Source organism: Arminella tubonensis, from assembly GCF_003240585.1.
GTDB classification, from domain to species: domain Bacteria; phylum Pseudomonadota; class Alphaproteobacteria; order Rhizobiales; family Rhizobiaceae; genus Rhizobium; species Rhizobium tubonense.
On sequence record NZ_PCDP01000005.1, the window covers coordinates 35,310 to 58,589 of the forward strand.

The window sequence follows — 23,280 nt, forward strand, 5'->3', positions numbered from 1 at the left end:
AACACGGCTCCAGAAATGGGAACTCTGGATATGAAAAGGGCGTATGGCGAAATGTTCGCCATACGCCCCATCTTCATATCAGCTCTTCGGGCAGGTGTTGTCGGTCGTGTAGTCGTGGACCTTGACGGCGCCGGAGATGACGTCGGCCTTGGCCTTGTCGACGGCAGCCTTCATTTCAGGCGTGACCAGCGACTTGTTGTTGTCGTCCATGGCGGCGCCAACGCCGTCTTCCTTGAGACCCAGTTCCTGGGTGCCAGCGGTGAACTTGCCGTTCTTGGCGTCGGAGAATGCATCATAGACCGCAAGGTCGACGCGCTTGACGACGGACGTCAGGACGGAGCCAGGATGCAGGTAGTTCTGGTTGCTGTCGACGCCGACAGAAAGCTTCTTGTTGTCGGCAGCCGTCTGCAGCACGCCGAGGCCGGTGGCACCGGCTGCCGCGTAAACGACGTCCGCTCCCTGGTCGATCTGGTTCTTGGCGAGCTCGCCGCCGCGAACGGGGTCGTTCCATGCCGAATCCGTCGTGCCGGTCATGTTCTGGAGCACTTCGATCTTCGGGTTGGCAGCGCGTGCGCCCTGCTCGTATCCACACTCGAACTTGCGGATCAACGGGATGTCCATGCCGCCGACAAAGCCGATCTTGCCGGTCTTCGAGGCCATTGCCGCCATGATACCGGCGACGTAGGAGCCTTCGTTTTCCTTGTACTTGACGGAGCGAACGTTGGGCAGATCAAGACTATCGTCGATGAGGACGAATTTGGTCTTCGGGAATTCTGCAGCGACCTTCTGAAGGGCCGAGGTCCAGGCAAAGGACACGGCAATCACCGGATTGAAGCCCTTGCTCGCAAAGTTGCGCAGCGCCTGCTCGCCCTGCGTGTCGCCGGTCGGCTCGAAGTCTCGATATGCGATACCGGTTTCCTTCTTGAACTTTTCAGCGCCGTTATAGGCTGACTCGTTGAAGGACTTGTCGAACTTGCCACCGGTGCCGTAGACGATCGCCGGCTTGATATCGGCCGCGAGCGCCGAAGCCGCCATCGCAGCCAAGGCAAAAAGGGTCAAAACGGATTTTTTCATTAGTGCAGCCCTGTTGTTGCTATCTTGTTGGGTCCTCCCGCAAGCCCGTTTTCCGGACATGTCTGCGGAACCGCCGGCCTCCCCCGAGACCTGGCTAGCGCGCATCCTTGCATGGCCAAACGAAAAATTCACGAGAAATTTTTCAGTTGGTAAAAATTTGTGGGAATTGCCAAAACCGAGGCCTAACGGACTGATTTTTGGTCAATATAAGCGTTAACTTGCAGCTTTTATAGCCAAGCCGAGCGCTCTCAGGCGGTGAAGCGCCCGGCCACCTGGCGTTTGCGGTAGGCCAACATCCAGAAGATCAGCGAGATTGCCAGGAAGACCGCGAAGGTCGGCTGAGACAAAAGCCACTCAATTCCCTGCGTATAGAGACGCGGGTGGAGATAGAACGAGACGGCAGACTGCAGCTTCTGCAGCGTCGCGGGGCTGACATCCTGCCAGGCATCGCCCATCGGCGTCATCACCACGGCCGAGGCTGCCACGGACTGAATGGAATCAATCGTTCCGGCAATGGTCGCCACCACCAGCGAGACAAGGCTCGCAAACCGCAAAAGGAAACGCATCGACCCCTCCAGCCACTCAGACACGCCAACCATATCGATCGGCCGCCCGAGCCAATAGTCGTCCATTAGAATGAATAGATAGGAGGCCAACCCAGCGCAATGCAACGCCCCGGCAGAGTTTTATGTCGAGAAGTCAAAAAACTGTTAGATTCAGGTTGCTCCGGAAAAATTCATGGGTATATATCGCGCCGTTCCCACGATTGCTCCTTTACCGGATGCGAAGTGCAGATGGACAGGTGGCCGAGTGGTTTAAGGCGCACGCCTGGAACGCGTGTGTGCGTGAAAGCGTACCGTGGGTTCGAATCCCACCCTGTCCGCCATTATACGGCACGGCTTCAAATTTCCACCGACAACGCAATAGCAGCTTTGGCTTGAATAGTTTCGGCTCGCCGGGCCTTTGCGCCGCCTCTACCTGTGCGATGTGGCTGCGTTCGGCAGGCTTGCCGGGGGCACTAAATTTCTTGCGCCCAGCGCGCAACTAAATTAAATGATGATCATCATCTAACTGAGGCCCATCACCCGGCGCTTTCTACGGGGTACGAGCCACGGGATATGCAGATCATCCAACGCTGGACGCCCAGGAGGCAGCAGAATGAACAAACCAAGCGCTATCGTCGTCGGTGTCGGTGCTGAACAGGGTCTGGGCGGTGCCTTGTGTCGCCGGTTTGCTGCGGAAGGCTATCATGTCATCGTCGCCGGGCGGACATTGGCGAAGATTGCCAAGGTCTCCGACGCTATAACCGCATCCGGCGGCAGTGCCGAGGCGGTTGAAACCGATGCGACCGATGAAGGCGCCGCCGTCAGTCTATTCGAAAATGCATTTGCGCCCAGGGAGGGGATCGACCCGCCGGATCTTGTCGTCTTCAATGCCGGCATCAACCGCAATATTGCCTTCCGCGAGGTCAGCGCGGCACAATTCGAGGAATTCTGGCGTGTGTGCTGCCTTGGCGGCTTCCTTGTCGGGCGCGAGGCTGCCCGGCACCTGGCGCCGCTTGGGCGCGGCACAGTGATTTTCACCGGCGCTTCGGCAAGCCTTCGCGGCAAGGCCGGCTTTGCGCAGTTCGCATCCGCCAAAGCCGGATTGCGGATGATCAGCCAGAGCATGGCGCGTGAATTCGGACCGCTCGGCATCCATGTCGCCCACACGATCATCGATGGCGGCATCGATGGCGAACGGCTTCGAATGGGCCGACCCGGCGCGGTTGCTGCGATGGGCGAGAACGGCCTGCTTCATATCGATGCCATTGCCGATACCTATTGGCATATTCACCGTCAGCACCCATCCGCCTGGACGCAGGAAATCGACCTGCGTCCATTCAAGGAAAGTTTTTAAGACGATTGCATCATCCGACCGGGAATGGATTGCGTTCCGGAAAGCCGCTCTGGTGCCAATAGGGATAGGCTAGCGGCCGCGCACTCGCCGCATCGAGCGTCGCAACCTGTTCCGACGTCAGATTCCAGCCGATGGCACCGAGGTTGTCACGGAGCTGGGTCTCGTCGCGCGCACCGACGATGATGCTCGAGACGGTCGGGCGCTGCAGCAGCCAGTTCAGCGCCACCTGCGGAATGGTCTTGCCGGTCTCCTTCGCCACGTCATCGAGTGCGTCGACGACATTATAGAGATAGTCGTTGTCAACCTGAGGGCCCTGCTCCGCCGTCTTGTGCAGCCGGCTGACTGCCGGCAGAGGCTGGCCGCGGCGGATCTTGCCGGTCAGGCGGCCCCAGCCGAGCGGGCTCCAGACGACGGCTCCGACCTTCTGGTCGAGGGCAAGCGGCATGAGCTCGGATTCGTAGTCGCGACCGATCAGCGAATAATAGGCCTGGTGCGCGACGTAGCGCGACAGGTTGTGGCGATCGGCTATCGCCAGTGATTTCATCAGATGCCAGCCGGAGAAATTCGAGCAGCCGATATAGCGGATCTTGCCGGCGCGGACGAGGTCGTCGAGAGCCGAAAGCGTCTCCTCGATCGGCGTCATGGCGTCGAAGCCGTGCAGCTGGAAGAGATCGATGTGATCGGTCTTCAAACGCTTCAGTGCCTTTTCACAGGCCTCGATCAGGTGAAAACGGGAGGAGCCGACGTCGTTAGCGCCATCGCCGGAGCGAAAGGTTGCCTTGGTCGAGATCAGCACCTTGTCACGGCGTCCCTTGATCGCTTCGCCCAGAACCTCCTCCGCAACGCCGCCCGAATAGACATCGGCGCTGTCGAAGAAATTGAGGCCGGCATCCAGGCAGACATCAATCAGGCGGCTCGCCTCCTTGACGTCGGTGGCGCCCCAGGCGCCGAAGAATTCGCCCTTGCCGCCGAAGGTGCCGGTGCCGAAGCTTAAGACGGGAACGCGGAAGCCGGATCCGCCGAGATAACGATATTCCATGCTGAAATCTCCAGATTGGGAATTTGACCGTGGGATATGGCGCTTCGAGCGGCCGATCGGCAAGGACATTTCAATGCCGATCCGGCCAGTCTTGGCGCCGACGATGTTCGCGACGACGGGCGCACCGTTGCCAAGCCATTTCGAAAGCCTATTCTAACATCGCAACTCCACAATTTCGAGGATGGACGCAGGCATGGGTGACAGGCTGAGGGGCAAGGTCGCAATTATTTCAGGTGGCGCAACGGGCATGGGCGGAGCGGCTTCAAAACTGTTTGCCGCCGAAGGTGCGGTCGTCGCCATCATCGACCGAAACGGCGAGGCGGCGGCGGAGACCGTTGCAGACATACGCCGCATGGGCGGCATTGCCGAGCACTGGGTCGCCGACGTCTCCGATGAGACGCAGGTCAATGCGGCCGTTGCCGGCGTGGAGCGGCAGTTCGGACCGGTCACCGTGCTCTTCAACCATGCAGGCACGATCGTCATCAAGCCGTTCCTCGAGACCACGCTTGAGGACTGGGAATGGCTGCACGCGGTCAATGTGCGATCGATGTTCCTGATGACCAAAGCGGTATTGCCGCAGATGCTATCGGCAGGCGGAGGTGCCATCGTCTGCACCTCCTCCATCTCGGCCGTTGCCGCGACGCCGATGGAGGTGCTTTACGACACGACCAAGGGTGCGGTTCACATGTTCGCTCGCGCGATCGCCGTGGAGTTCAGGGACCGCAACATCCGGTGCAATGCCGTCTGCCCGGGCTTCATTCGCACACCTCACGGTTTGAAGGAGGTCGCGGAGCTACAGGCGCTGGGTGTCGACGTTTCGGATGCGGCAATCGCCGCGCAACAGGGGCGCATCGGCGAGCCGGAGGACGTCGCGCGGGCGGCGCTTTACCTGGCGAGCGATGAATCGAGCTTCGTCAACGGTGCGCATCTCTTCGTCGACAACGGATTTACGGCGATGTAACCGCTAGACGAGAACCGGCTGCTCGATGCGGTCCTCGGCACCGAAGAACTTCAGGTAGCGCTCGACCTCGGCGGCCTCTCCGGTCGCCTTCTGCGGATTGTCGGACAGCTTGACCGCCGGGCGGCCGTTGGCTTCGATGACCTTGCAGACGATCGATATCGGGTTCAGGCCACTGATTTCAGTCGGAGCGCAGCCGGCGAAATCATTGGTGAGATTTGTGCCCCAGCCGAAGCTCATTCGCACGCGACCCTCGAAGTGCTTGTAGGTATGAATGATCGCCTCGACATCGAGACCATCGGAAAAGATCAGCAGCTTCTGCCGCGGGTCGCGTCCCATCTTCTTCCACCAGGCGACGATCTTCTCGCCGCCTTCGATCGGCGGGGCACTGTCGGGGCGGAAGCCGGTCCAGTCGGCAACCCATTCCGGCGCATCGCGCAGGAAGGCTGCCGTGCCGAAGGCATCCGGCAGGACGATCAGGAGGTTGCCACCGTAGAGGCGGTTCCAGTCGCGCAGCACTTTGTAAGGGGCGTTCGCCAGCTCCGCGTCGGTGTTGGCAAGGGCTGCGGCCACCATCGGCAACTCGTGGGCATTGGTGCCGACAGCTTCGAGATCCGAGTCCATGGCTAGAAGCACGTTGCTGGTCCCGGTAAAACCCCGACCGACGCCTTCCTTCAGCGCCTCGACGCACCAGCGCTGCCAAAGGAAGCTGTGCCGCCGGCGCGTTCCGAAATCCGAGATCCTGAGGTCGGGAAGCTGACGCAGCCGCTCGACCTTTTCCCACATCTTAGCTTTGGCGCGGGCATAGAGAACGTCGAGGGTAAACGGGCCTAGCGCCTTCATCGCGGCGCGCGAGCGCATTTCGTTGATGATGGCGAGCGCCGGAATTTCCCACATGGTGGTCTCTTTCCACGAGCCGTGGAAATCGAGGACATACTGGCCGTCGCGTTTCGTCAGTTCGTATTCCGGCAGCTGGAAATTCGAGAGCCAGGTAAGGAACTCCGGCTCGAAAATCTGGGCGCGGCCGTAGAACGAGTTACCCGCCAGCCAGATCATTTCCTTCTTGGAAAGGCGCAACGTGCGCGCGTGATCAAGCTGTTCGCGAAGCGCCTTTTCGTCGATTTCCTCGGCTAGCCGGACAGTTTTCGTGCGGTTGATCAGTGAGAACGTCGCATTGACATCCGGATAAAGCTTCCAGATCATCTGCAGCATCAGCAGCTTATAGAAATCGGTGTCTATCAGGCTGCGGACGATCGGGTCGAGCTTCCAGGTGTGATTGTAGACGCGGGTGGCGATATCCGTCTTGGTCATGCTTGCTGCCCTGTCTCCTGGCCTGGACCTCGGCCGCCATGCCTCAGCCTAATGGCAAGCTCCGCGTGCGGTGCATTCTTATCAAAAAATGTGGCGAAAGAGTCTAGCCGCTTAAAGAAATTTGATACAAAATTAAACGCCCTGCCGCGGTTTTGCGACAGGGCGTGCTCGATATTCGATCTTCAAACAGGCTAGCGATGCTGTCCGTCGACGGCAGCGGGTGTCTCGGTCGCTGCTTTTGGTGCGGTCGTCGTGATCTGGTTTTGCGCCGCCGGCTGGGGCGCTGCCTGTTCGGCCTTGTTGTTGCCCCATATCTCAACGGGTATCCAGACGATAAAGGCGAGCACCAGGGTGGCCAGGAGGACAGTCAGGATTCTCTTGCCGCCACGACCCTGCTTGGCTTCGACTTCCGGAAGCGTTTCTTCGCTATGCAGTTGGTTGTCGGACTTTTCCCATCGAGTATCCTTTTCCATATGCGTCGCCATCCTTGCCTCCTTCGAGGTTTTGCACGGAAGACAAGCGAACGCCTGCCCCAGTATTCCTTGAAGGAAACGATAGGCCGCAAGGAAAGGTTCCGCCGTTGGAGAACCGCTAGTAACCGGTGGCGCGATCCACGACGTGCTCCAACGCCTCGCCGCGCTCGAGACGGGCAATCTGTGTCTCGACATTTCGAAAGAGCGCGCGCACATCCGACGCCGCTGCGGCATGTGGCGTAATGACGACATTATCCATCGTCCAGAGCGGATCTTCGGCAGGCAGCGGTTCGATCTCAAAAACGTCGAGCGAGGCACCTCCGAGGACACCTGATGACAGCGCGTTGGTCAGATCAGCCTGGTTCTGACTCTTGCCGCGGCCGGCATTGATGAAGACCGGCTTGCCGAGCGCCCCGTCCTGACGGAGTTTCGAAAATAGCGCCTTGTCGTAGATACCGGTGGTCTCAGGCGTGAGTGGCAGCAATCCGACGAGGATGTCGGTCTCTCGCAGAAAGGCGTCCAGATTATCGGCATCGTAGGTTGTCACGCCGTCGATTGTCTTGTGACGCCGCGACCAGCCGATGACGTCGAACCCCATAGTCTTCAACTTCGCCACGGCATCCAGACCCAGCACGCCGAGCCCCATGACGCCGACGGTGATCTCGCTTGCTTCCGGTTGGGGAAGCTCGTGCCAATGCTGGTCGAGTGCTTGTTTCCGATAGGCGTCCACCTGGCGCAGATGGGTCAGGCACTGCAGCACGATCCACTCGCTCATGCGCGTCGTCAGGCTATGGTCGACGAAACGGACCACGGGAATATCCGGCAATCCGGCAAGGTCCATGATGTGGTCGACGCCGGCGCCGCCGGAGAAGATCACCTTCAGGTTCGGCGCCCTGGAAAAGAGCGCTCGTTCCGGCTTCCAGAGGATGGCGTAGTCGACATCGGCGAGATCGGCACCGCTGTTTACCGGATCGGCGAGGTTGATGCTGCCACGATCCGGAAATGCCTTCTGCAACGCATTGGCGATGGTTTGCGGGTCGAACTTCAGATCGACGAGGACTGGGCTTCGAGTCATGGAGAAATGTCTTTACTGCTGGATCGCGGCTGTCTCTACCGCCTCGATATTGAAAGCGGCGGCGAGAAGCGCCCTGGTGTAGTCGTGCTGCGGATCGCGGAAGATATCGGCGGATGGACCCTTCTCCACCACTTTGCCAAACCGCATGACGATCATGTCGTTGGCGAGTGCCTTCACGACCCTCAGGTCATGACTGATGAAGAGATAGGCTAGATCATGCTTGCGCTGGAGATCGCGCAGAAGGTCGACCACTTGTGCCTGAACGCTCATGTCGAGCGCGGAGGTCGGCTCGTCGAGCATGACGAAACGCGGCTTCAGCACCATGGCGCGGGCGATCGCGATGCGCTGACGCTGTCCGCCGGAAAATTCATGCGGGAACCGCCAGCGGGTCAGAGGATCGAGGCCAACCTCCTCCAGCGCCCAGCAGACACGCCGATCGCGTTCTTCCGACGAGAGGGCACGCTCATGCACCTTCAGCCCCTCGGCAATGATGTCGCCTACGGACATGCGCGGGCTGAGGGACCCGTACGGATCCTGGAAGACCACCTGCAGCTGGTTTCGGAGCGGCCGCATCTGGGTGAAGGAATAGGCCTCGATATCCTTGCCGACGAAACTGATTCGTCCCTTCGACGAGATCAGCCGCGTCAGCGCCAGGCCGAGTGTCGTCTTGCCGGAACCACTCTCGCCGACGACGCCGAGTGTCTGGCCGGCGCGCAGGCTGAGATCGATGCCGTCGACCGCCTTGACGTGATCGACGACCTTGCGCATCAGCCCTGATTTGATGGGGAACCAGACGCGGATATCCGATCCCTCCATGACGACAGGCTTGCTTTCATCGGCAAGCGGCGGGTCGCCACGCGGCTCGGACGCCAGGAGATGCCGCGTATATTCGTGCTGCGGATTGGTGAAGACCTGCTCGACCGTGCCGGTTTCGACGATCTTGCCCTTGGTCATCACGCAGACGCGATCGGCAAACTTGCGGACAATGCCGAGGTCATGGGTGATGAACAGCATCGACATGCCGTGCGCGCGCTTCAGCTCGCGGAGCAGCTCCAGGATCTGGGCTTGCACGGTGACGTCGAGCGCAGTGGTCGGCTCGTCGGCGATCAGCAATTCGGGGCGATTGGCAAGAGCCATCGCGATCATGACACGTTGACGCTGCCCACCCGAAAGCTCGTGCGGGTAAGCCTTGAGGCGCTTTTCCGGCTCGCGGATGCCGACTTGATTGAGCAATTCGAGGATGCGCCTGCGCGCCGCCTGGCCGGTCAGCCCCTGATGCAACGCCAGAATCTCGCCGATCTGCTTCTCGATCGAGTGCAGCGGGTTGAGCGAGGTCATCGGCTCCTGGAAGATCATCGTGATGTCGTTGCCGCGGACCGCACGCAGCTCGTTGTCGGAAACCCTCAGCAGATCCCTGCCCTTGAACAGTATCTCGCCGGACGGGTGGCTCGCCGAGGGATAGGGCAGCAGGCGCAGGATCGAGTTTGCCGAGACCGACTTGCCCGACCCGGACTCGCCGACCAGCGCCAGCACTTCGCCCTTCTCGATATCGAAGGAAATTCGATCGACGGCGGTAGACGTTCGGCCTCCCTGATGGAAATCGACGGAAAGATCGCGGACGGACAGCAGGGTTTCGGAACTCGCACTCATCGGAACGTCTTCCTCGGATCGAAGGCGTCGCGCACCGCCTCGCCCACGAAGATCAGCAAGGAAAGCATGATCGACATGGTGAAAAATGCGGTGAGGCCGAGCCAGGGGGCCTGGAGGTTGGATTTGCCCTGCGCGATCATTTCGCCGAGGGACGGCGAGCCGGGGGGCATGCCGAAGCCGAGAAAATCGAGCGATGTGAGCGTCGAGATCGAGCCTGAGAGGATGAACGGCAGGAAGGTGAGCGTCGCCACCATCGCGTTCGGCAACAGGTGCCGGTACATGATCGTGCGGTTGTTGACGCCCAGCGCGCGGGCGGCGCGGACATACTCGAAATTGCGCGCCCGCAGGAACTCGGCCCTGACGATGCCGACGAAGCCGACCCAGGAAAACAGCAGCATGATGCCGAGCAGCACGAAGAAGCCGGGCGGCAGGATCGCGGCGATGATCAGGAGTATATAGAGCACAGGCATCGACGACCATATCTCGATGAAGCGCTGCAGCAGCAGGTCCGTCCAGCCGCCGAAGTAGCCCTGGACGGCACCGGCCGTCACCCCGATGATCGCCGAGCAAATGGTCAGCGCCAGGCCGAAAAGCACCGAGACCCGGAAACCGTAAATCATTCGCGCGGTCACATCGCGCGCCTGGTCGTCGGTGCCGAGCCAGTTGAGGTTGCCCAACCTGCATTCCGGATCGGCAGCCTTTAGCGGATAGGCCGAGCAGCGCTCTTCCTTGCTCATCAGCCAGAAGGGTGCAGTCGGCGCGGAATGCGGGATGTTGGAATTGACCGTCTGGTAGGAATAGCGGATCGGTGGCCAGATCATCCAGCCGTTTGCGTTGATCTCGTCGGTGATGAAGGACGAGCGGTAGTCTGTTTCGGCGAGAAAGCCGCCGAACTTGTCTTCGGGATAGTTGACGAAGACGGGGAAGAGAATTTCACCCTTGTAGGAGGCAATGATGGGCCTGTCGTTGGCAAGGAATTCGGCGCCAAGGCTGAGCACGAACAACACCATGAACAGCCAGAACGACCAATAGCCGCGCCGATTGGCCTTGAAATTCTCCCAGCGGCGAAGGTTCGGCGGCGAAAGCAGACCCTTGCGCGGGGGCTTGATGGGCGTTGCGAGCGGGGCCGCGACCGATTTGTCCATATCAGACATCCCTCCGCTCGAAGTCGATGCGCGGGTCGATCCAGGTGTAGATGAGATCCGAAATCAGCCCGACGAAGAGGCCCATCAGAGAGAAGATGTAGAGCGTTGCAAAGACGATCGGATAGTCGCGATTGACCACCGAGAGGTAGCCCAGGCGTCCGAGGCCATCGAGCGAGAAGATGTTTTCGATCAAAAGCGAGCCGGTGAAGAAAGCGGAGATGAAGGCGCCGGGAAAGCCCGCGATGATGATCAGCATGGCGTTGCGGAAGACGTGGCCGTAGAGCACCCGGTGCTCCGTCAGTCCCTTGGCGCGCGCGGTCGTCACATACTGCTTCTTGATCTCCTCGATAAAGGAATTCTTGGTCAGCAGCGTCGTGGTGGCAAAAGCGGCAAGCGACAGCGAAATCAGCGGCAGAAGCAGATGCCAGAAATAGTCGAGCGGCTTTTGCCACCAGGAAAGACTGGCGAAATTATCCGACACGAGGCCGCGAAGCGGAAACCAGTCGAAGAACGAGCCACCGGCGAAAACCACGATCAGCAGAATGCCGAACAGGAAGCTCGGCACGGCATAGCCGATGATGATGACGCCCGAGGTCCAGACATCGAAGGTCGAGCCGTCCTTGACAGCCTTGCGAATGCCGAGCGGGATCGAGATCGTGTAGGAAAACAGCAGGATCCATATGCCGAGCGAGATAGAAACCGGCATCTTGTCGAGGATCAGATTGATCACCGAAGTGTTGCGGAAGAAGCTCTCGCCGAAATCGAAGCGGATGTAGTTCCACATCATTTCCCCGAAACGGGTCAGCGGTGGCTTGTCGAAGCCGAACTGCTTTTCCAGCTTGGCGATCAGTTCCGGGTCGAGCCCCTGCGCGCCCCGATAGCGTGAGCTGCTATCGTCGAAGGATTGCTGGCCCATCAGGTCGCCGCCGCCCGAAAGCCGGTCCGACGCGCTGTCGCTCTGGCCGGTCAGCTGGGAGATTACCTGTTCGACCGGGCCGCCCGGCGCGAACTGCACGACCGCGAATGAAATTGCCATGATGCCGACCACAGTCGGGATCATCAGCAGCAGTCGTCGCAGGATATAGGCGCCCATCAGCCTTCCGCTCCCAGTTGCGGGAGCAAGCCGTGGCCTTCCTGCGCTCGTCCTACTGTCAAACCATCAACCCTTTGCTGCCGGCGCGCCCGCCGGCCGAACCTTCTATCCTCAAGGCTTCGCTCTTGCTGATTCGGCATGGGGCATTTGGACCCCAGCCGACTTGCCAATGCAAGGGCCGCTCACTTTGCCGCCACCTTGGACCACCAGACATCGGGAAAGCCGAGCGAGTATTCCGGCAATTGGGCCGGCCGGTCGAACTTGTCCCAGTAAGCAATGTGGACCGTCGAGGCATAGTAGAGCGGCACAACATAATGGCCCGCCAGCAAGACCCGATCGAGCGCTTTCGCAGCGGCGTTCTTCTCATCCCGATCCTTGGCGAGGATGATTTTCGGGATCAGCGCGTCGACAGCCGGATCGGCTATACCTGCGAAATTTCTCGAGCCCGGTCGGTTGGCTGAGGCCGAGCCCCAATAATTGCCCTGCTCGTTGCCCGGATTGACTGTTTCGGCCCAGACATTCCAGATCATGTCGTAGTCGAAGCTGCGGGTGCGATTTGTATACTGCGAGGGGTCGACCGTGCGGACACGCGCATCGATGCCGATCTTCTTCAGGTTCTGCGCATAGGGGAGCGTCGCCCTTTCGAGAATAGGGCTGCTCAAGAGGATCTCGAAGGAAAATGGCTGGCCGGTCTTGGCATTGACCATCTGGTTGCCCTTGAGGACGTAGCCGGCTTCCTTGAAAAGCTCGATCGCGTGGCGGAGATTGTCACGAAATTTCTGCGGATCGCCGGCGACCGGGTTGGTGTAAGGCGTAGTGAAGATCGAGGCCGGGACCTTGTCCTTGACTTCGTTCAACAATTCCAGCTCGCGGCCCTGCGGCAGGCCGGACGAGGCCAGCTCCGTCCCAAAGAAGAAGCTGTTGACCCGCGTATACTGATTGAAGAATACAGTGCGGTTCAGCTCTTCGAAATCATAGGCATAGTTCAGCGCTTCACGGACGCGCTCATCCTTGAACTGATCGCGGCGCATGTTCGGCACCAGCGCCTGCATCACGCCCGTCGCGCGCAGCGGGTTCGGCAATTCCTCGCGCTTTATCCGGCCATCCTTTGCAGCCGGAAAATCATAGCCAGTCGCCCAGCGGCTGGCTTGATTATCCTGCCAATAGTCGACATTGCCGGAGCGAAAGCCCTCGAACTCGACATCGCGATCGCCGAAATAAGTGTAGGTGACCGAGCGGAAGTTGTTCTGGCCGACGTTGACGGGAATATCCTTTCCCCAGTAGTCGTCGCGCAGCTCATAGCGGATCGTCGAGCCCGGCGAGAAGGCGGCGATCTTATACGGCCCCGAGCCCATGACCGGCTCCAGCGTCGTGCGGCTTATGTCGCGCGGCTTGCCGTCCGGGCCGTTGCCCTCCCACCAGTGTTTCGGCACGATCTGGAATTGGCCAAGGATCTGCGGCAGTTCGCGATTGTTCTTTTCGTCGAAATGGAAGGTGACATCCCGGTCGCCGGTCTTCTCGGCGCCGGTGACGTGAGCGTAGTAGCTCATGTAGAGCGGATTGAGATCCTTGGACCTTTCGAAACTGAAGATGACGTCCTCAGGCGTGACCGGCGTTCCATCCGCCCATTTCGCTTCGGGCCGCAGCCGGAAGGTGGCGGTGGAAATATCGTCGGGATAGGAGACGCCCTCGGCCAAGAGGCCATAGGAGGACGCCGTCTCGTCATCCGCCGTCTTCAAGAGGGTGTCGAAGACCAGCGTCATGCCCGCCACGGTCTCGCCCTTCTGCAGTACCGGGTTGAACGTATCGTAGGTACCGGAGGCCGATAGCTTCAGGTCGCCACCCTTCGGCGCATCGGGATTGACGTAGTCGAAATGCTTAAAGCCTGGCGGGTATTTGAGATCGCCGATGATGGCAGTCCCGATCCGGAATTGCGGATCGTCTGCCCGCGACACCGCCGGCACCGCCAGCATGAAAATAAGAGAACAAGCTAAGCCAGTCTTCGACCACGTCGATGCCATTCAGAATCCCCTGCTTTTGAGGGTTAGCATAAGGTAAATGAGGGCAAAAAATAGATCATCCAAACCGATCTTTGCGCAGCTGCGAAGTTCGATCAGCCTCGCGTCGACGCTTCATCCAGCCGCTTGCGCAGCATCTGGCGCAATTCCCTGATCAATTGCTGGTCCTCGAGCGCATCAGGATCGGTTGCCGCCGCGACCGCGATCCGCAGCAGTTCGAGAATGATCGAAGACAGGAGCACGATCTCGCCAGTGACCGGCGGATTGGCGCGCGCCAGGATGGCGGCGATCAGGGCCTTCAGCTCCGCCCGCGAGCGGGTCTTCCGTTCCTTGGGAATGTCGCGCCGGCCGGCGAGAACGGCAAATTCCGGAAACTCTTCGATGAACGCACCCAACCTGTCGAAAATCGCTTCGCCGATATCGGCCGCGGAATGGCCGTCCATCCGTTCCTCGAGTTCCCGCAGAACGCCTTTCAGCCGCTCCAGCCGCTCGACATGCAGCGCTTCTGCCAATAGCGGTTTCGTCGGAAAGAACTGATAGAGCGACCCGATCGAGGAACGCGCCTCCGCCGCGATCTCGGTCATCGTCGCGCCATCGTAGCCCTTTTCACAGAAGGTTTTCGCCGCCGCTTCCAAAAGAATTGCAACGCGATCGTGGCCCCGCTGACGCTTGGGCGCACGTGTCTGCGGCTCGGCACTTGATTTTTGCGAGGATTCCCTCATATTCTGCATTGTGAGGATATCCTCATGTTATTCCCGGAGCCTTTTCATGTCTCTCTATGATCCAAAGACCACCGCGCTCATCTCCATCGACCTTCAAGGCCTAGTTCTCAGCCGGCCGCTCGCACCCCATTCCGCACAGCAGGTCGTCGACAATACGGCTGCCATCGCCCGGAAGCTGAAAGCCGACGGGGGAACCGTCGTTTTCGTCACGGTCGGATTCTCCGCAGACTATGCCGACGCTGTCAACCAGCCTGTCGACGAAACCACCGTCTTTCCCGAAGGCGGGCTGCCGGCCGCAGCGATGGCGGAGCCGGCCGAAATCGCGGCGATCACCCCTGACTTCAGAATTCTCAAGCGTCATTGGAGCGCCTTCTACGGCACCGAGCTCGATCTGCAGCTTCGCCGGCGCGGCATCAAGACCATCATCCTGACCGGCATTGCCACAAATTTCGGGGTCGAATCGACGGTGCGCGATGCCTACGCGCGCAATTACGCTGTCATCGTCGCAGAAGACGCCTGTGCGACATTCACTCCGGAGATGCATGATTTTGCTCTCACCCGGATTTTTCCGCGTCTTTCGCGCACACGAAAGACTGACGACATTCTGACGAATTGAGCCTAATCCCGGCCCGATCGAAGAAAGCCGTCGGGCCGGGATGCCATTCTAAACGCCGGCGGCAAAAAACATCGATTCACCCTTATTCGATTTCACGGTAGATTCGATCGCAAATCACTTCGGCCGCCGCCGGCAGCATTTTTAGGGAATGGCATGAATTTCCGTCTGGCTCGAACCTTTCGCACTCTCACTAGCCTTGCCTTTGCCGCAAGCATCGGCGCGGGGCTTATCGCCGGCGACGTCGCAGCGCAGCAGGCGGCTCCGACGCCCGGCAGCGCCAAGGCGATCTTCGGCGCAGTGACCTTGCCGACGCAGGGACCACCGCAATCGATCGGCTTCTATGCCAAGGGTTGCCTTTCAGGCGCGGTCGCTCTGCCAGCGGACGGACCGACCTGGGAAGCGATGCGCCCATCGCGAAATCGACGCTGGGGGCGGCCGGAAATGATCGCGCTGCTCGAACGCCTGTCTCAGGATGCGGCCAAATTTGACGGCTGGCCGGGTATCCTTGTCGGCGACATCTCCCAGCCGCGCGGCGGGCCGATGTCCAACGGTCACGCCTCGCATCAGATCGGGCTGGATGCCGATGTCTGGCTGACGCCGATGCCGAAACGGACACTGACGCCGGCGGAGCGCGAGAGCATGCCCTTCACATCGATGCTGCAGAAGAACGCGTTCCTGACCATTGATCCGAATGTCTGGACCGACGCGCGCGCCAGGCTCTTGATGCGCGCCGCGAGCTATCCCCAGGTCGAGCGCATTTTCGTCAATCCCGCGATCAAGAAGAAGATGTGCGATACCTGGACCGGCGACCGCAGCAATCTTGGCAAGCTGCGCCCGGAATATGGTCATGACTCGCATTTCCACATTCGCATCCGCTGCCCTGTCGGTTCGATCGGGTGCACGCCTCAGGCGCCGGTTGCGGCCGGCGACGGCTGCGACAAGACGCTTGCCTGGTGGTTCACCCAGGAACCATGGGCAAAGCCGATACCGAAGCCCGGCGTCAAACCGGTAAAGCCGCGCGAGGTCATGGTCTCCGACCTGCCGCAGGCCTGCAAGGCAGTGCTGAGCGCTCCATCGATCACGTCCGTGAAAGCTGCGACGCTCGGCGGCAAGGCTGGAGCTGTGCCGGCTCAGCCGATTTCAGGTGCCGAGCCCGACGATTCGCTGCCGGCAACAGAGCAGTAGGGGCTAATAAAACAGGCGGGACCTCGTGTCCGCCTATCTTTCAAACCGCAATGGCTTGCTATAGAAGGCTGTCAAATCGATTTAATACCTCGGGCGGAGTCGATATTCCATGGCTGGCGGCAAATGCGTTGCGCTGATCGCGCATGACGAGAAGAAAGACGCGATGGCGGATTTCGCTCGCCGGAACCAGCATATCCTGGCTAAGTTCCGCATCGTTGCAACCGGGACAACCGGCGGCCGCGTCCTCGCTGTCTGTCCGGATCTCGATGTTACCCGGTTGAAAAGTGGACCACTCGGCGGCGATCAGCAGATCGGGGCCTTGATCGCCACAGGCGAGATCGACGTGCTGATTTTCTATGTCGACCCGTTGACGCCAATGCCGCATGATGTCGACGTGAAGGCGCTGATGCGGCTTGCCATCGTCTACGATATTCCAATGGCGCTCAACGAAGCGACCGCCGAACGACTGATCACCACACTTTGAGACCAATCCGCCTCGGCGGCAGACACGGAACCGGCCATGCCAAAGCTCAATAACAGCGAAGCCCCCCTGCCCTTTCCTATCCTGATGGGCGACATCGGCGGAACGAATGCTCGTTTCTCCGTCCTCGTCGATGCGTATGCCGAGCCGAAGCAATTTCCCAATCTGCATGCTGCAGACTTCAAGACAATAGACGACGCCATCAAGCAGGGCGTGCTCGACAAGACTTCCGTGCGTCCGCGCTCCGCCGTGCTCGCCATTGCCGGTCCGATCAACGGTGACGAAATCCCTCTGACAAATTCGCACTGGGTCGTCCGGCCGAAGACGATGATCAGTGACCTTGGTTTCGAAGACGTGCTCATCATCAACGATTTCGAGGCACAAGCGCTGGCGGTGGCCACTCTTTCCGGCGACGCCCGCGAGGCCATCGGGCCGGAACTCGAAACCGTTGTCGCATCACGCGCCGTGCTTGGACCCGGCACCGGTCTCGGGGTTGCCGGTCTTGTCCATGCCCAGCACGCCTGGATTCCGATACCGGGCGAAGGCGGCCACATCGACCTTGGCCCGCGCAGCGAGCGCGACCTGCAGATCTGGCCGCATCTCGAGGCCATCGAAGGCCGGATCTCGGCGGAACAAATCCTTTGCGGGCGTGGCCTGCAGAACCTTTATCATGCGCTCTGCAAGGTCGACGGCGTCCAGCCGACGTTGAAGGAGCCCGCCGATATCACCACGCACGGGCTCGCTGGCACCGACAAGCTTGCCGAGGAGACGGTATCGCTTTTCGTCACCTATCTCGGCCGGCTGGCCGGCGACGTCGCGCTGCTGTTCATGGCCCGCGGCGGCGTCTATCTTTCCGGCGGCATCTCGCAGAAGATCATCCCGGCGCTGAAGAAGCCGGAGTTCCGCGCCGCCTTCGAAGACAAGGCGCCTCACTCCGCAATGATGCGCGCGATCCCGACCTATGTCGTCACCCATCCGCTCGCAGCGCTCGAGGGATTATCGTCCTATGCGCGCATGCCGCAGAATTTCGGCGTAGCGACGGAAGGCCGGCGCTGGCGGCGCTGAACCGCGCTAGCCAAACCGGTCCGAACTCTTTATAGAGCCGCGAAAGCCCATGCCAACAGCGGCTCGCTTGGTTTGAGACAGGAAGCCGATTTTTGAAATCGCCCGACAGCAAAAAAGTTAGCGTCAACACAGAGACCATCACGGGTATCCTGAAGCGGATCATCGCCGAAAACGGCCGCGACCATATCAGGGGCTATGCATTCGCAATCGCCTGCCTCGTCGTGGTCTCGCTTTCTACCGGGTTCACCGCCTGGATCATGCGATCGGTCATCGACGAAGCCTTCGTCAATCGACGCGCCAGCATGGTCGTGATCATCTGTCTGTCGATTTTCGTCGCTTTCATGCTTCGCGGCTTTGCCAGTTACGGCCAGGCAGTGGCGCTCTCGAAGATCGGCAACAATATTGTTGCCCGCTACCAGCGGCGCCTCTACACGCACCTGATGTCGCTCTCCGTCGGCTATTTCAACGAAGCGCGCTCTGCTCATATTGCAGCGCAGGTCAGCCAGAACGTCGGCGGTATCCGCGACGTTCTCAACCTGACGATCACCTCGACGGTGCGCGATCTTCTGACCTTCGTGACGTTGATCGGCGTGATGGTCATTCAGGATCCGTTGCTGAGCCTTGCCGTGCTGGTGCTGGCGCCGCCACTGTTATACGCGCTTCGCTATGTCTCCAAGCGCCTGCGCGCTGCCACGCGTGAATCGATCAACCTCAACAGCCATGTTCTTGGCGCGATGCAGGAAACGATCCAGGGCATTGCCATCGTCAAAGCCTTCACGATGGAAGAGGAGCTCGATCGCAAGATCAACAAGCTGATCACGGCCGCCGAGGGCCGGGCCAACCGGATTGCGCGCCTTTCAGAGCGAACGGCACCGCTGACGGACAGCTTTGCCGGTTTTGCCATTGCCAGCGTGCTTGCCTACGCCGCGTACCGGTCGATCTATCAGAATGTCCCGCCGGGCGCCTTCTTCTCTTTCGTCACCGCCCTGTTGCTCGCTTACGACCCCGCCCGCCGGCTCGCCCGGCTGCAGGTGCAGATGGAGCGTGCCGTCGTCAACGCGCGGATGATCTACGATATTCTCGATATGGAGCCCCGTCAGCGGGACCTTCCCGACGCCAAGGAACTTGTCGTCACCGAGGCGAAGATCGAGTTCAAGGGCGTGACATTCGCCTATGCGCAGGGCGAAGCGGTGCTTAACCGTGTCGACTTCATCGCCGAAGGTGGACAGACCACGGCGCTTGTTGGCCCGTCGGGTGCCGGCAAGTCGACCGTAATCAGCCTGATCCCAAGGTTCTACGATCCGCTCGAGGGGCAGATCCTCATCGACGGGCAAGATATCAGCCACATCACCAAGCATTCGCTACGCCGGCATCTGGCCTATGTATCGCAGCAGCCGTATCTCTTCGAAGGCACGATCCGCGACAACATCCGCTACGGCCGCCCGGAGGCGACCGATGCAGAGGTCGAGGAAGCAGCCCGGCTGGCATATGCGCATGATTTCATCGTTGCGCAGCCCCAGGGATATGACACGGCCGTCGGCGAAAACGGCGTGACGCTATCCGGCGGGCAACGCCAGCGCGTCTCGATCGCGCGCGCGCTGGTACGCAACGCGCCGATCCTGCTTCTCGACGAGGCGACTTCGGCGTTGGATACGGAATCGGAAGCAGCTGTGCAAAAGGCGCTTGACGAGGCCATGAGCGGTCGCACCGTCGTCGTGATAGCGCACCGGCTGTCGACTGTTGTCAGAGCCGACAAGATCGTCGTCATGCAGCAGGGTCGTGTTGTCGAAGAAGGCAATCACGAGACGCTTGCGGTCGCTCGCGACGGCCTCTACGCTCGCCTCAACAACCTGCAGCGGCCGGCAGCATCCAGCCACGGCTGATAGCCACGGCAGCCTGAAACGAGACGGTAGACGGACGACATGAGCGACAATGCGATGAAGCTGGTGGTGGTAGGGGCTGCAGGCCGGATGGGTCAGGCGCTGATCCGCGCCATCCATTCGACCGAGGGCGCAACGCTGCATGCCGCAATCGCCAGCCCCGGCTCTCTCTTTGTCGGCAAGGACGCCGGCGAGATTTCCGGTCTCGGTCAGAACGGCATCCCGATCACCGACGATCCGCTCTCAGCTTTTCTGCATGCCGAGGGTGTCATCGATTTCACCAGACCCGCCAGCACCGTTGCCTTTGCCGGGCTCGCGGCACAGGCGCGTATCGTCCATGTTACCGGGACGACGGGATGTTCAGTTGAGGACGAGGCAAAGATCGAGGCGGCGGCGCGCCACGCCCGCATCGTCAAATCGGGCAATATGAGCCTAGGCGTCAATTTGCTGAGCGCCCTGGTCGGGCAGGCTGCACGGGCTCTGTCGCCTGACGACTGGGATATCGAAATCCTCGAAATGCACCACAAGCACAAGGTCGACGCACCGTCCGGGACCGCTCTGTTGCTCGGCAAGGCCGCAGCGGCCGGGCGCGGCATTGATCTCACTGAAAACTCGGTGCGTGTCCGCAACGGCCATACCGGCGCACGGCCAACGGGTTCCATAGGCTTTGCAACGCTGCGCGGCGGCTCGGTGGTCGGAGAGCATTCAGTTATCCTTGCCGGCGAAGGCGAACAGGTGACGCTGTCCCATAGCGCCGGCGACCGCTCGATCTTCGCACGCGGCGCCATCAAGGCGGCGCTCTGGGCGCGCGGCAAGAAGCCCGGTCTTTATTCCATGCTCGACGTGCTCGGGCTCTCTTCACATTGATCCCACTACGGAGGAATATTTCATGAGCGGTACTCTCGTCCTCGTTCGCCATGGCCAGAGCGACTGGAACCTGAAGAACCTGTTTACCGGCTGGAAAAACCCCGATCTCACCGAACTTGGGATCGAGGAAGCCAATACCGGCGGCAAGGCGCTTGCCGACTACGGCATCAAGTTCGACATCGCCTTCACATCGGACCTGAAGCGAGCGCAGGATACCTGCAAGATCATTCTCGACAATGTCGGCCAGCCGGGCCTCGAGACGATCCGCGACCAGGCGCTCAACGAGCGTGACTACGGCGACCTTTCTGGCCTGAACAAGGACGATGCCCGTGCCAAGTGGGGCGAGGAACAGGTCCACATCTGGCGCCGCTCCTACGACATCCCGCCTCCTGGCGGCGAAAGCCTCCGCGACACCGGCGCCCGCGTCTGGCCATATTACCTGACGGAGATCCTGCCGCGCGTGCTCGCCGGTCAGAAGGTCCTGGTCGCGGCCCACGGAAACTCGCTGCGTTCGCTCGTCATGGTTCTCGACCGTCTGAGCAAGGAACAGATCCTCGCGCTCAACCTCGCGACCGGCGTTCCCATGGTCTACAAGCTCAAAGCGGACTCGACGGTTGCGTCCAAGGAAGTGCTCGGGGACATGTCCGCGGCGCATTGAGGGGTTTGCGAGTGAGCGGTGTGCGCCATGCGAGTCATGCAAATCTCGTCTGGCCGTCGCCCTCTGTCAGCTTCGCCATCTCCCCCACGAGTGGGGAGATGCGGCGCACTTGTTCCCGGCTCAAACAGCCCACCCTCCCTATAAAATTCAATTCTCTATCGTGAACTGAACCCTGTCGGCAGCGAAGCGGGTGATGGCGTATTGGACCGGCACGCCCGCGAGGTCGGTGTTCATGGCGCGGGTCACCAACGCGATCGCGCCCGGTGACAATTCAAGATCGGCAATGTCGGCCGCATCGGCGTGCATGGCGGTGATCTCGGTCGTCGCCCTGACATAATCCGGCAAGCCCATTTCCCGAAAAGCCTTGGTAATCGAACCGGCCTTTCTGTAGGCCTCGCCGATGCCGGCAAAGCGATCGGCCGGAAACCAGCTTGTGGCACGCGAGACCGGTCGCTTGTCCGCTGTCCCGATCGTCTCGAAGCGGATGACATTGGTGCCCTCCCGCAGCTTCAGCCACCGCGCCACCTCGGCGCTCGCCGGTTCCTCTGCCAAATCCAGAAGCAAGCCACGCGCTTCACGCACCTGATCGCCGATACCTTGCGAAAAGCGGGTGCGTTTCGAGATGGGGAAATTCAGCTTTTCCTTGCGCTCGATCAAGGTTCCGCGACCCTGCACGGCGCGGACGACACCTTCCTGGCCCAATGCGGCAAGCGCACTTCTGACCGTGTGCCGGTTGACGCCGAACTGCAGCGCCAACACCGTCTCCGCCGGTACCATGCCCGTTCCGTCAAAATCCCCGTGATTGATCGACGCACGAATGCGGTCGGCAATCTGCCGCCACAAGGCGACACCGGTTTGACGCTGTATCTGCTTCTGTCCGACCATCCTGCCCCAACTGCGTCACACGCTTGTCATCTGCCATCACTATGGATAAGACTATATTGTATGGTTGTCTATATCAATAGACATTTAGAGGACCGGGCGATGAATTCAGCACAGAGGCACGAGGTCGCAGCGATGGAAATGCGTGAACGCAAGCGCGTGACCGACTTGCTGGCCCGAGCGGAGCGGGAAGAGCTTGACGCGGCGTGGGAAGCACTTACCGAAAAGCCGGTGGCGCAACCCGTTCGCGGACCCGAAACCGGGCTTGTCATGGTGCGCGGTCGTATCGGCGGCGGCGGCTCGCCCTTCAATCTCGGTGAGGTGACGGTGACACGGACGACCGTACGGCTCGCCTCCGGCAAGGTTGGCCACGGGCATGCGCTCGGTACCGACAAGCAGAGGTCGCGGCTGGCGGCTATCTTCGATGCGCTGTGGCAGGAGCCGGGCACGAAGGATTTCGTCGAGCGGACGATCCTTGCGCCGGTTGCGGAACGCATCGCGGCGGCAGATGCCAAGAAGGCCGTTGAGACTGCGGCAACCCGCGTCGATTTCTTCACCATGGTTCGCGGAGAAGACAAATGAATCTGAACACCGAAGCTCTCGTCGGCGGCTTTCAAGAGCCCGTTTTCAACGCTCAGAGCGTCTTCAAGGCGGCGATGGACGGAATGGCGCGGCCGGGTACTGTCCAGACCGTCGATCTGGAGATCTCGCCACCGGCACCGCTTGGAGCCGCTGCCGGCGCACTTGGCCTGACACTCTGCGACCACGACACGCCGGTCTGGCTATCGGCCAATCTCGCCAAGTCCTCGGCGCCGGCATGGCTCGGATTTCACTCCGGCGCGCCGATGACGACTGACAAGCTCGAAGCCCGGTTCGCCTTCTTCGAGGCGAGCGCGATGTTGTCGTCGTTCAATCAGTTTTCGCTCGGAAGCCAGGAATATCCGGATCGCTCGGTGACGTTGATACTCGAGATCGCAGCTCTCGACGGCGGCAAGGAACTGGCGCTGAGCGGCCCTGGTATCAAGACCATCCAGATGATCGCACCCGTCGGGTTGCCCGAGACTTTCCAGAGGCTGTGGAGCGACAATCGCGCGATCTTCCCCAGGGGCGTCGACGTCATCCTGACGGCCGGCCGGCGTTTCGTCTGCCTGCCGCGCACGACCAAAATCACCGCAACGGAGATGTGACC

At 60.6% G+C, this 23,280-nt stretch carries 23 protein-coding genes and 1 tRNA gene; 12 read left to right on the plus strand and 12 right to left on the minus strand.

Annotation, left to right across the window (positions count from 1 at the left end; all coding sequences use genetic code 11):
• Window positions 1-78: 78 nt before the first annotated feature.
• Together CPY51_RS05010 and CPY51_RS05015 are read right to left on the minus strand one after the other, a co-directional pair.
• Window positions 79-1,074: a BMP family lipoprotein gene (locus tag CPY51_RS05010; protein ID WP_111158987.1), complete on the minus strand. Its 996-nt coding sequence runs from the start codon at window positions 1,072-1,074 to the stop codon at window positions 79-81.
• Between the two features lie 248 nt (window positions 1,075-1,322).
• The gene (locus CPY51_RS05015) at window positions 1,323-1,640 is read right to left on the minus strand and encodes a hypothetical protein (protein ID WP_111159108.1); all 318 of its coding nucleotides are present in this window, start codon (window positions 1,638-1,640) and stop codon (window positions 1,323-1,325) included.
• A gap of 230 nt (window positions 1,641-1,870) precedes the next feature.
• On the opposite strand from CPY51_RS05015, the gene CPY51_RS05020 reads away from it, so the two are divergent.
• Window positions 1,871-1,960 (plus strand) — tRNA-Ser (locus CPY51_RS05020).
• 272 nt (window positions 1,961-2,232) lie between these two features.
• Window positions 2,233-2,973 carry an SDR family NAD(P)-dependent oxidoreductase gene (locus CPY51_RS05025; RefSeq protein ID WP_111158989.1) on the plus strand — a complete coding sequence of 247 codons (741 nt, stop codon included), beginning with the start codon at window positions 2,233-2,235 and terminating at the stop codon, window positions 2,971-2,973.
• 10 nt (window positions 2,974-2,983) lie between these two features.
• Here the strand turns inward: CPY51_RS05025 and CPY51_RS05030 are convergent, their stop codons facing one another.
• Window positions 2,984-4,012, minus strand: coding sequence for an aldo/keto reductase (locus CPY51_RS05030; protein WP_111158990.1), 1,029 nt, complete (start codon window positions 4,010-4,012; stop codon window positions 2,984-2,986).
• A 193-nt stretch (window positions 4,013-4,205) separates the two neighbouring features.
• On the opposite strand from CPY51_RS05030, the gene CPY51_RS05035 reads away from it, so the two are divergent.
• Window positions 4,206-4,973 carry an SDR family NAD(P)-dependent oxidoreductase gene (locus CPY51_RS05035; RefSeq protein ID WP_111159110.1) on the plus strand — a complete coding sequence of 256 codons (768 nt, stop codon included), beginning with the start codon at window positions 4,206-4,208 and terminating at the stop codon, window positions 4,971-4,973.
• Between the two features lie 3 nt (window positions 4,974-4,976).
• Here the strand turns inward: CPY51_RS05035 and pncB are convergent, their stop codons facing one another.
• The 8 genes from pncB to CPY51_RS05075 all read right to left on the minus strand — a co-directional run bounded on the left by pncB (window position 4,977) and on the right by CPY51_RS05075 (window position 14,466).
• On the minus strand, window positions 4,977-6,281 hold the full coding sequence (pncB, locus tag CPY51_RS05040) for a nicotinate phosphoribosyltransferase (RefSeq protein WP_111158992.1): 1,305 nt from the start codon (window positions 6,279-6,281) through the stop codon (window positions 4,977-4,979).
• A 191-nt stretch (window positions 6,282-6,472) separates the two neighbouring features.
• Window positions 6,473-6,766 (minus strand): hypothetical protein, encoded by a 294-nt coding sequence (locus tag CPY51_RS05045; RefSeq protein ID WP_111158994.1) that lies wholly within the window; start codon window positions 6,764-6,766, stop codon window positions 6,473-6,475.
• Window positions 6,767-6,872: 106 nt separating this feature from the next.
• Window positions 6,873-7,829 carry a 2-hydroxyacid dehydrogenase gene (locus tag CPY51_RS05050; RefSeq protein WP_111158996.1) on the minus strand — a complete coding sequence of 319 codons (957 nt, stop codon included), beginning with the start codon at window positions 7,827-7,829 and terminating at the stop codon, window positions 6,873-6,875.
• A 12-nt stretch (window positions 7,830-7,841) separates the two neighbouring features.
• Window positions 7,842-9,479, minus strand: a complete 1,638-nt coding sequence (locus tag CPY51_RS05055) for an ABC transporter ATP-binding protein (RefSeq protein WP_111158998.1) — start codon at window positions 9,477-9,479, stop codon at window positions 7,842-7,844.
• Complete coding sequence (locus tag CPY51_RS05060; protein WP_111159000.1) at window positions 9,476-10,624, minus strand: ABC transporter permease; 1,149 nt, start codon at window positions 10,622-10,624, stop codon at window positions 9,476-9,478. The genes CPY51_RS05055 and CPY51_RS05060 overlap by 4 nt, the downstream gene beginning before the upstream one ends.
• Window position 10,625: 1 nt before the next feature.
• Window positions 10,626-11,717, minus strand: a complete 1,092-nt coding sequence (locus CPY51_RS05065) for a microcin C ABC transporter permease YejB (protein ID WP_111159002.1) — start codon at window positions 11,715-11,717, stop codon at window positions 10,626-10,628.
• A 182-nt stretch (window positions 11,718-11,899) separates the two neighbouring features.
• Complete coding sequence (locus CPY51_RS05070; protein WP_111159004.1) at window positions 11,900-13,738, minus strand: extracellular solute-binding protein; 1,839 nt, start codon at window positions 13,736-13,738, stop codon at window positions 11,900-11,902.
• A 92-nt stretch (window positions 13,739-13,830) separates the two neighbouring features.
• Window positions 13,831-14,466, minus strand: coding sequence for a TetR/AcrR family transcriptional regulator (locus CPY51_RS05075; RefSeq protein ID WP_111159006.1), 636 nt, complete (start codon window positions 14,464-14,466; stop codon window positions 13,831-13,833).
• A 37-nt stretch (window positions 14,467-14,503) separates the two neighbouring features.
• Between CPY51_RS05075 and CPY51_RS05080 the strand changes: the two genes are divergently transcribed.
• The 7 genes from CPY51_RS05080 to CPY51_RS05110 all read left to right on the plus strand — a co-directional run bounded on the left by CPY51_RS05080 (window position 14,504) and on the right by CPY51_RS05110 (window position 21,209).
• Window positions 14,504-15,073, plus strand: coding sequence for a hydrolase (locus tag CPY51_RS05080; protein WP_111159008.1), 570 nt, complete (start codon window positions 14,504-14,506; stop codon window positions 15,071-15,073).
• A gap of 153 nt (window positions 15,074-15,226) precedes the next feature.
• Window positions 15,227-16,258 carry a penicillin-insensitive murein endopeptidase gene (gene mepA, locus CPY51_RS05085; RefSeq protein ID WP_111159010.1) on the plus strand — a complete coding sequence of 344 codons (1,032 nt, stop codon included), beginning with the start codon at window positions 15,227-15,229 and terminating at the stop codon, window positions 16,256-16,258.
• 109 nt (window positions 16,259-16,367) lie between these two features.
• On the plus strand, window positions 16,368-16,742 hold the full coding sequence (locus tag CPY51_RS05090) for a methylglyoxal synthase (protein WP_111159012.1): 375 nt from the start codon (window positions 16,368-16,370) through the stop codon (window positions 16,740-16,742).
• Window positions 16,743-16,778: 36 nt separating this feature from the next.
• Window positions 16,779-17,804, plus strand: coding sequence for a glucokinase (locus CPY51_RS05095; RefSeq protein WP_111159014.1), 1,026 nt, complete (start codon window positions 16,779-16,781; stop codon window positions 17,802-17,804).
• 92 nt (window positions 17,805-17,896) lie between these two features.
• Entirely contained in the window at window positions 17,897-19,687 is a 1,791-nt protein-coding gene (locus tag CPY51_RS05100) for an ABC transporter ATP-binding protein (RefSeq protein ID WP_111159016.1), read from the plus strand.
• A gap of 39 nt (window positions 19,688-19,726) precedes the next feature.
• A complete protein-coding gene (dapB, locus tag CPY51_RS05105) occupies window positions 19,727-20,551 on the plus strand; it encodes a 4-hydroxy-tetrahydrodipicolinate reductase (protein WP_111159017.1) in 825 nt (274 codons plus the stop codon).
• A 22-nt stretch (window positions 20,552-20,573) separates the two neighbouring features.
• Window positions 20,574-21,209 (plus strand): 2,3-bisphosphoglycerate-dependent phosphoglycerate mutase, encoded by a 636-nt coding sequence (locus CPY51_RS05110; RefSeq protein ID WP_111159019.1) that lies wholly within the window; start codon window positions 20,574-20,576, stop codon window positions 21,207-21,209.
• A 147-nt stretch (window positions 21,210-21,356) separates the two neighbouring features.
• Here CPY51_RS05110 and phnF read toward each other — a convergent pair whose 3' ends face one another.
• Complete coding sequence (phnF, locus tag CPY51_RS05115; RefSeq protein ID WP_111159021.1) at window positions 21,357-22,094, minus strand: phosphonate metabolism transcriptional regulator PhnF; 738 nt, start codon at window positions 22,092-22,094, stop codon at window positions 21,357-21,359.
• A gap of 99 nt (window positions 22,095-22,193) precedes the next feature.
• Here phnF and phnG point away from each other — a divergent pair, with 99 nt between their 5' ends.
• Complete coding sequence (phnG, locus tag CPY51_RS05120; protein WP_111159112.1) at window positions 22,194-22,673, plus strand: phosphonate C-P lyase system protein PhnG; 480 nt, start codon at window positions 22,194-22,196, stop codon at window positions 22,671-22,673.
• Window positions 22,670-23,278: a phosphonate C-P lyase system protein PhnH gene (phnH, locus tag CPY51_RS05125; RefSeq protein WP_111159023.1), complete on the plus strand. Its 609-nt coding sequence runs from the start codon at window positions 22,670-22,672 to the stop codon at window positions 23,276-23,278. The genes phnG and phnH overlap by 4 nt, the downstream gene beginning before the upstream one ends.
• The last annotated feature ends 2 nt before the right edge of the window (window positions 23,279-23,280 follow it).

What these genes read in the sequence shown, in the direction of transcription:
- CPY51_RS05010 (WP_111158987.1), bottom strand. Translation starts at nt 1,074, where the DNA reads ATGAAAAAATCCGTTTTGACCCTTTTTGCCTTGGCTGCGATGGCGGCT.
- CPY51_RS05015 (WP_111159108.1), bottom strand. Translation starts at nt 1,640, where the DNA reads ATGCGTTTCCTTTTGCGGTTTGCGAGCCTTGTCTCGCTGGTGGTGGCG.
- CPY51_RS05025 (WP_111158989.1), top strand. Translation starts at nt 2,233, where the DNA reads ATGAACAAACCAAGCGCTATCGTCGTCGGTGTCGGTGCTGAACAGGGT.
- CPY51_RS05030 (WP_111158990.1), bottom strand. Translation starts at nt 4,012, where the DNA reads ATGGAATATCGTTATCTCGGCGGATCCGGCTTCCGCGTTCCCGTCTTA.
- CPY51_RS05035 (WP_111159110.1), top strand. Translation starts at nt 4,206, where the DNA reads ATGGGTGACAGGCTGAGGGGCAAGGTCGCAATTATTTCAGGTGGCGCA.
- pncB (WP_111158992.1), bottom strand. Translation starts at nt 6,281, where the DNA reads ATGACCAAGACGGATATCGCCACCCGCGTCTACAATCACACCTGGAAG.
- CPY51_RS05045 (WP_111158994.1), bottom strand. Translation starts at nt 6,766, where the DNA reads ATGGCGACGCATATGGAAAAGGATACTCGATGGGAAAAGTCCGACAAC.
- CPY51_RS05050 (WP_111158996.1), bottom strand. Translation starts at nt 7,829, where the DNA reads ATGACTCGAAGCCCAGTCCTCGTCGATCTGAAGTTCGACCCGCAAACC.
- CPY51_RS05055 (WP_111158998.1), bottom strand. Translation starts at nt 9,479, where the DNA reads ATGAGTGCGAGTTCCGAAACCCTGCTGTCCGTCCGCGATCTTTCCGTC.
- CPY51_RS05060 (WP_111159000.1), bottom strand. Translation starts at nt 10,624, where the DNA reads ATGGACAAATCGGTCGCGGCCCCGCTCGCAACGCCCATCAAGCCCCCG.
- CPY51_RS05065 (WP_111159002.1), bottom strand. Translation starts at nt 11,717, where the DNA reads ATGGGCGCCTATATCCTGCGACGACTGCTGCTGATGATCCCGACTGTG.
- CPY51_RS05070 (WP_111159004.1), bottom strand. Translation starts at nt 13,738, where the DNA reads ATGGCATCGACGTGGTCGAAGACTGGCTTAGCTTGTTCTCTTATTTTC.
- CPY51_RS05075 (WP_111159006.1), bottom strand. Translation starts at nt 14,466, where the DNA reads ATGCAGAATATGAGGGAATCCTCGCAAAAATCAAGTGCCGAGCCGCAG.
- CPY51_RS05080 (WP_111159008.1), top strand. Translation starts at nt 14,504, where the DNA reads ATGTCTCTCTATGATCCAAAGACCACCGCGCTCATCTCCATCGACCTT.
- mepA (WP_111159010.1), top strand. Translation starts at nt 15,227, where the DNA reads ATGAATTTCCGTCTGGCTCGAACCTTTCGCACTCTCACTAGCCTTGCC.
- CPY51_RS05090 (WP_111159012.1), top strand. Translation starts at nt 16,368, where the DNA reads ATGGCTGGCGGCAAATGCGTTGCGCTGATCGCGCATGACGAGAAGAAA.
- CPY51_RS05095 (WP_111159014.1), top strand. Translation starts at nt 16,779, where the DNA reads ATGCCAAAGCTCAATAACAGCGAAGCCCCCCTGCCCTTTCCTATCCTG.
- dapB (WP_111159017.1), top strand. Translation starts at nt 19,727, where the DNA reads ATGAGCGACAATGCGATGAAGCTGGTGGTGGTAGGGGCTGCAGGCCGG.
- CPY51_RS05110 (WP_111159019.1), top strand. Translation starts at nt 20,574, where the DNA reads ATGAGCGGTACTCTCGTCCTCGTTCGCCATGGCCAGAGCGACTGGAAC.
- phnF (WP_111159021.1), bottom strand. Translation starts at nt 22,094, where the DNA reads ATGGTCGGACAGAAGCAGATACAGCGTCAAACCGGTGTCGCCTTGTGG.
- phnG (WP_111159112.1), top strand. Translation starts at nt 22,194, where the DNA reads ATGAATTCAGCACAGAGGCACGAGGTCGCAGCGATGGAAATGCGTGAA.
- phnH (WP_111159023.1), top strand. Translation starts at nt 22,670, where the DNA reads ATGAATCTGAACACCGAAGCTCTCGTCGGCGGCTTTCAAGAGCCCGTT.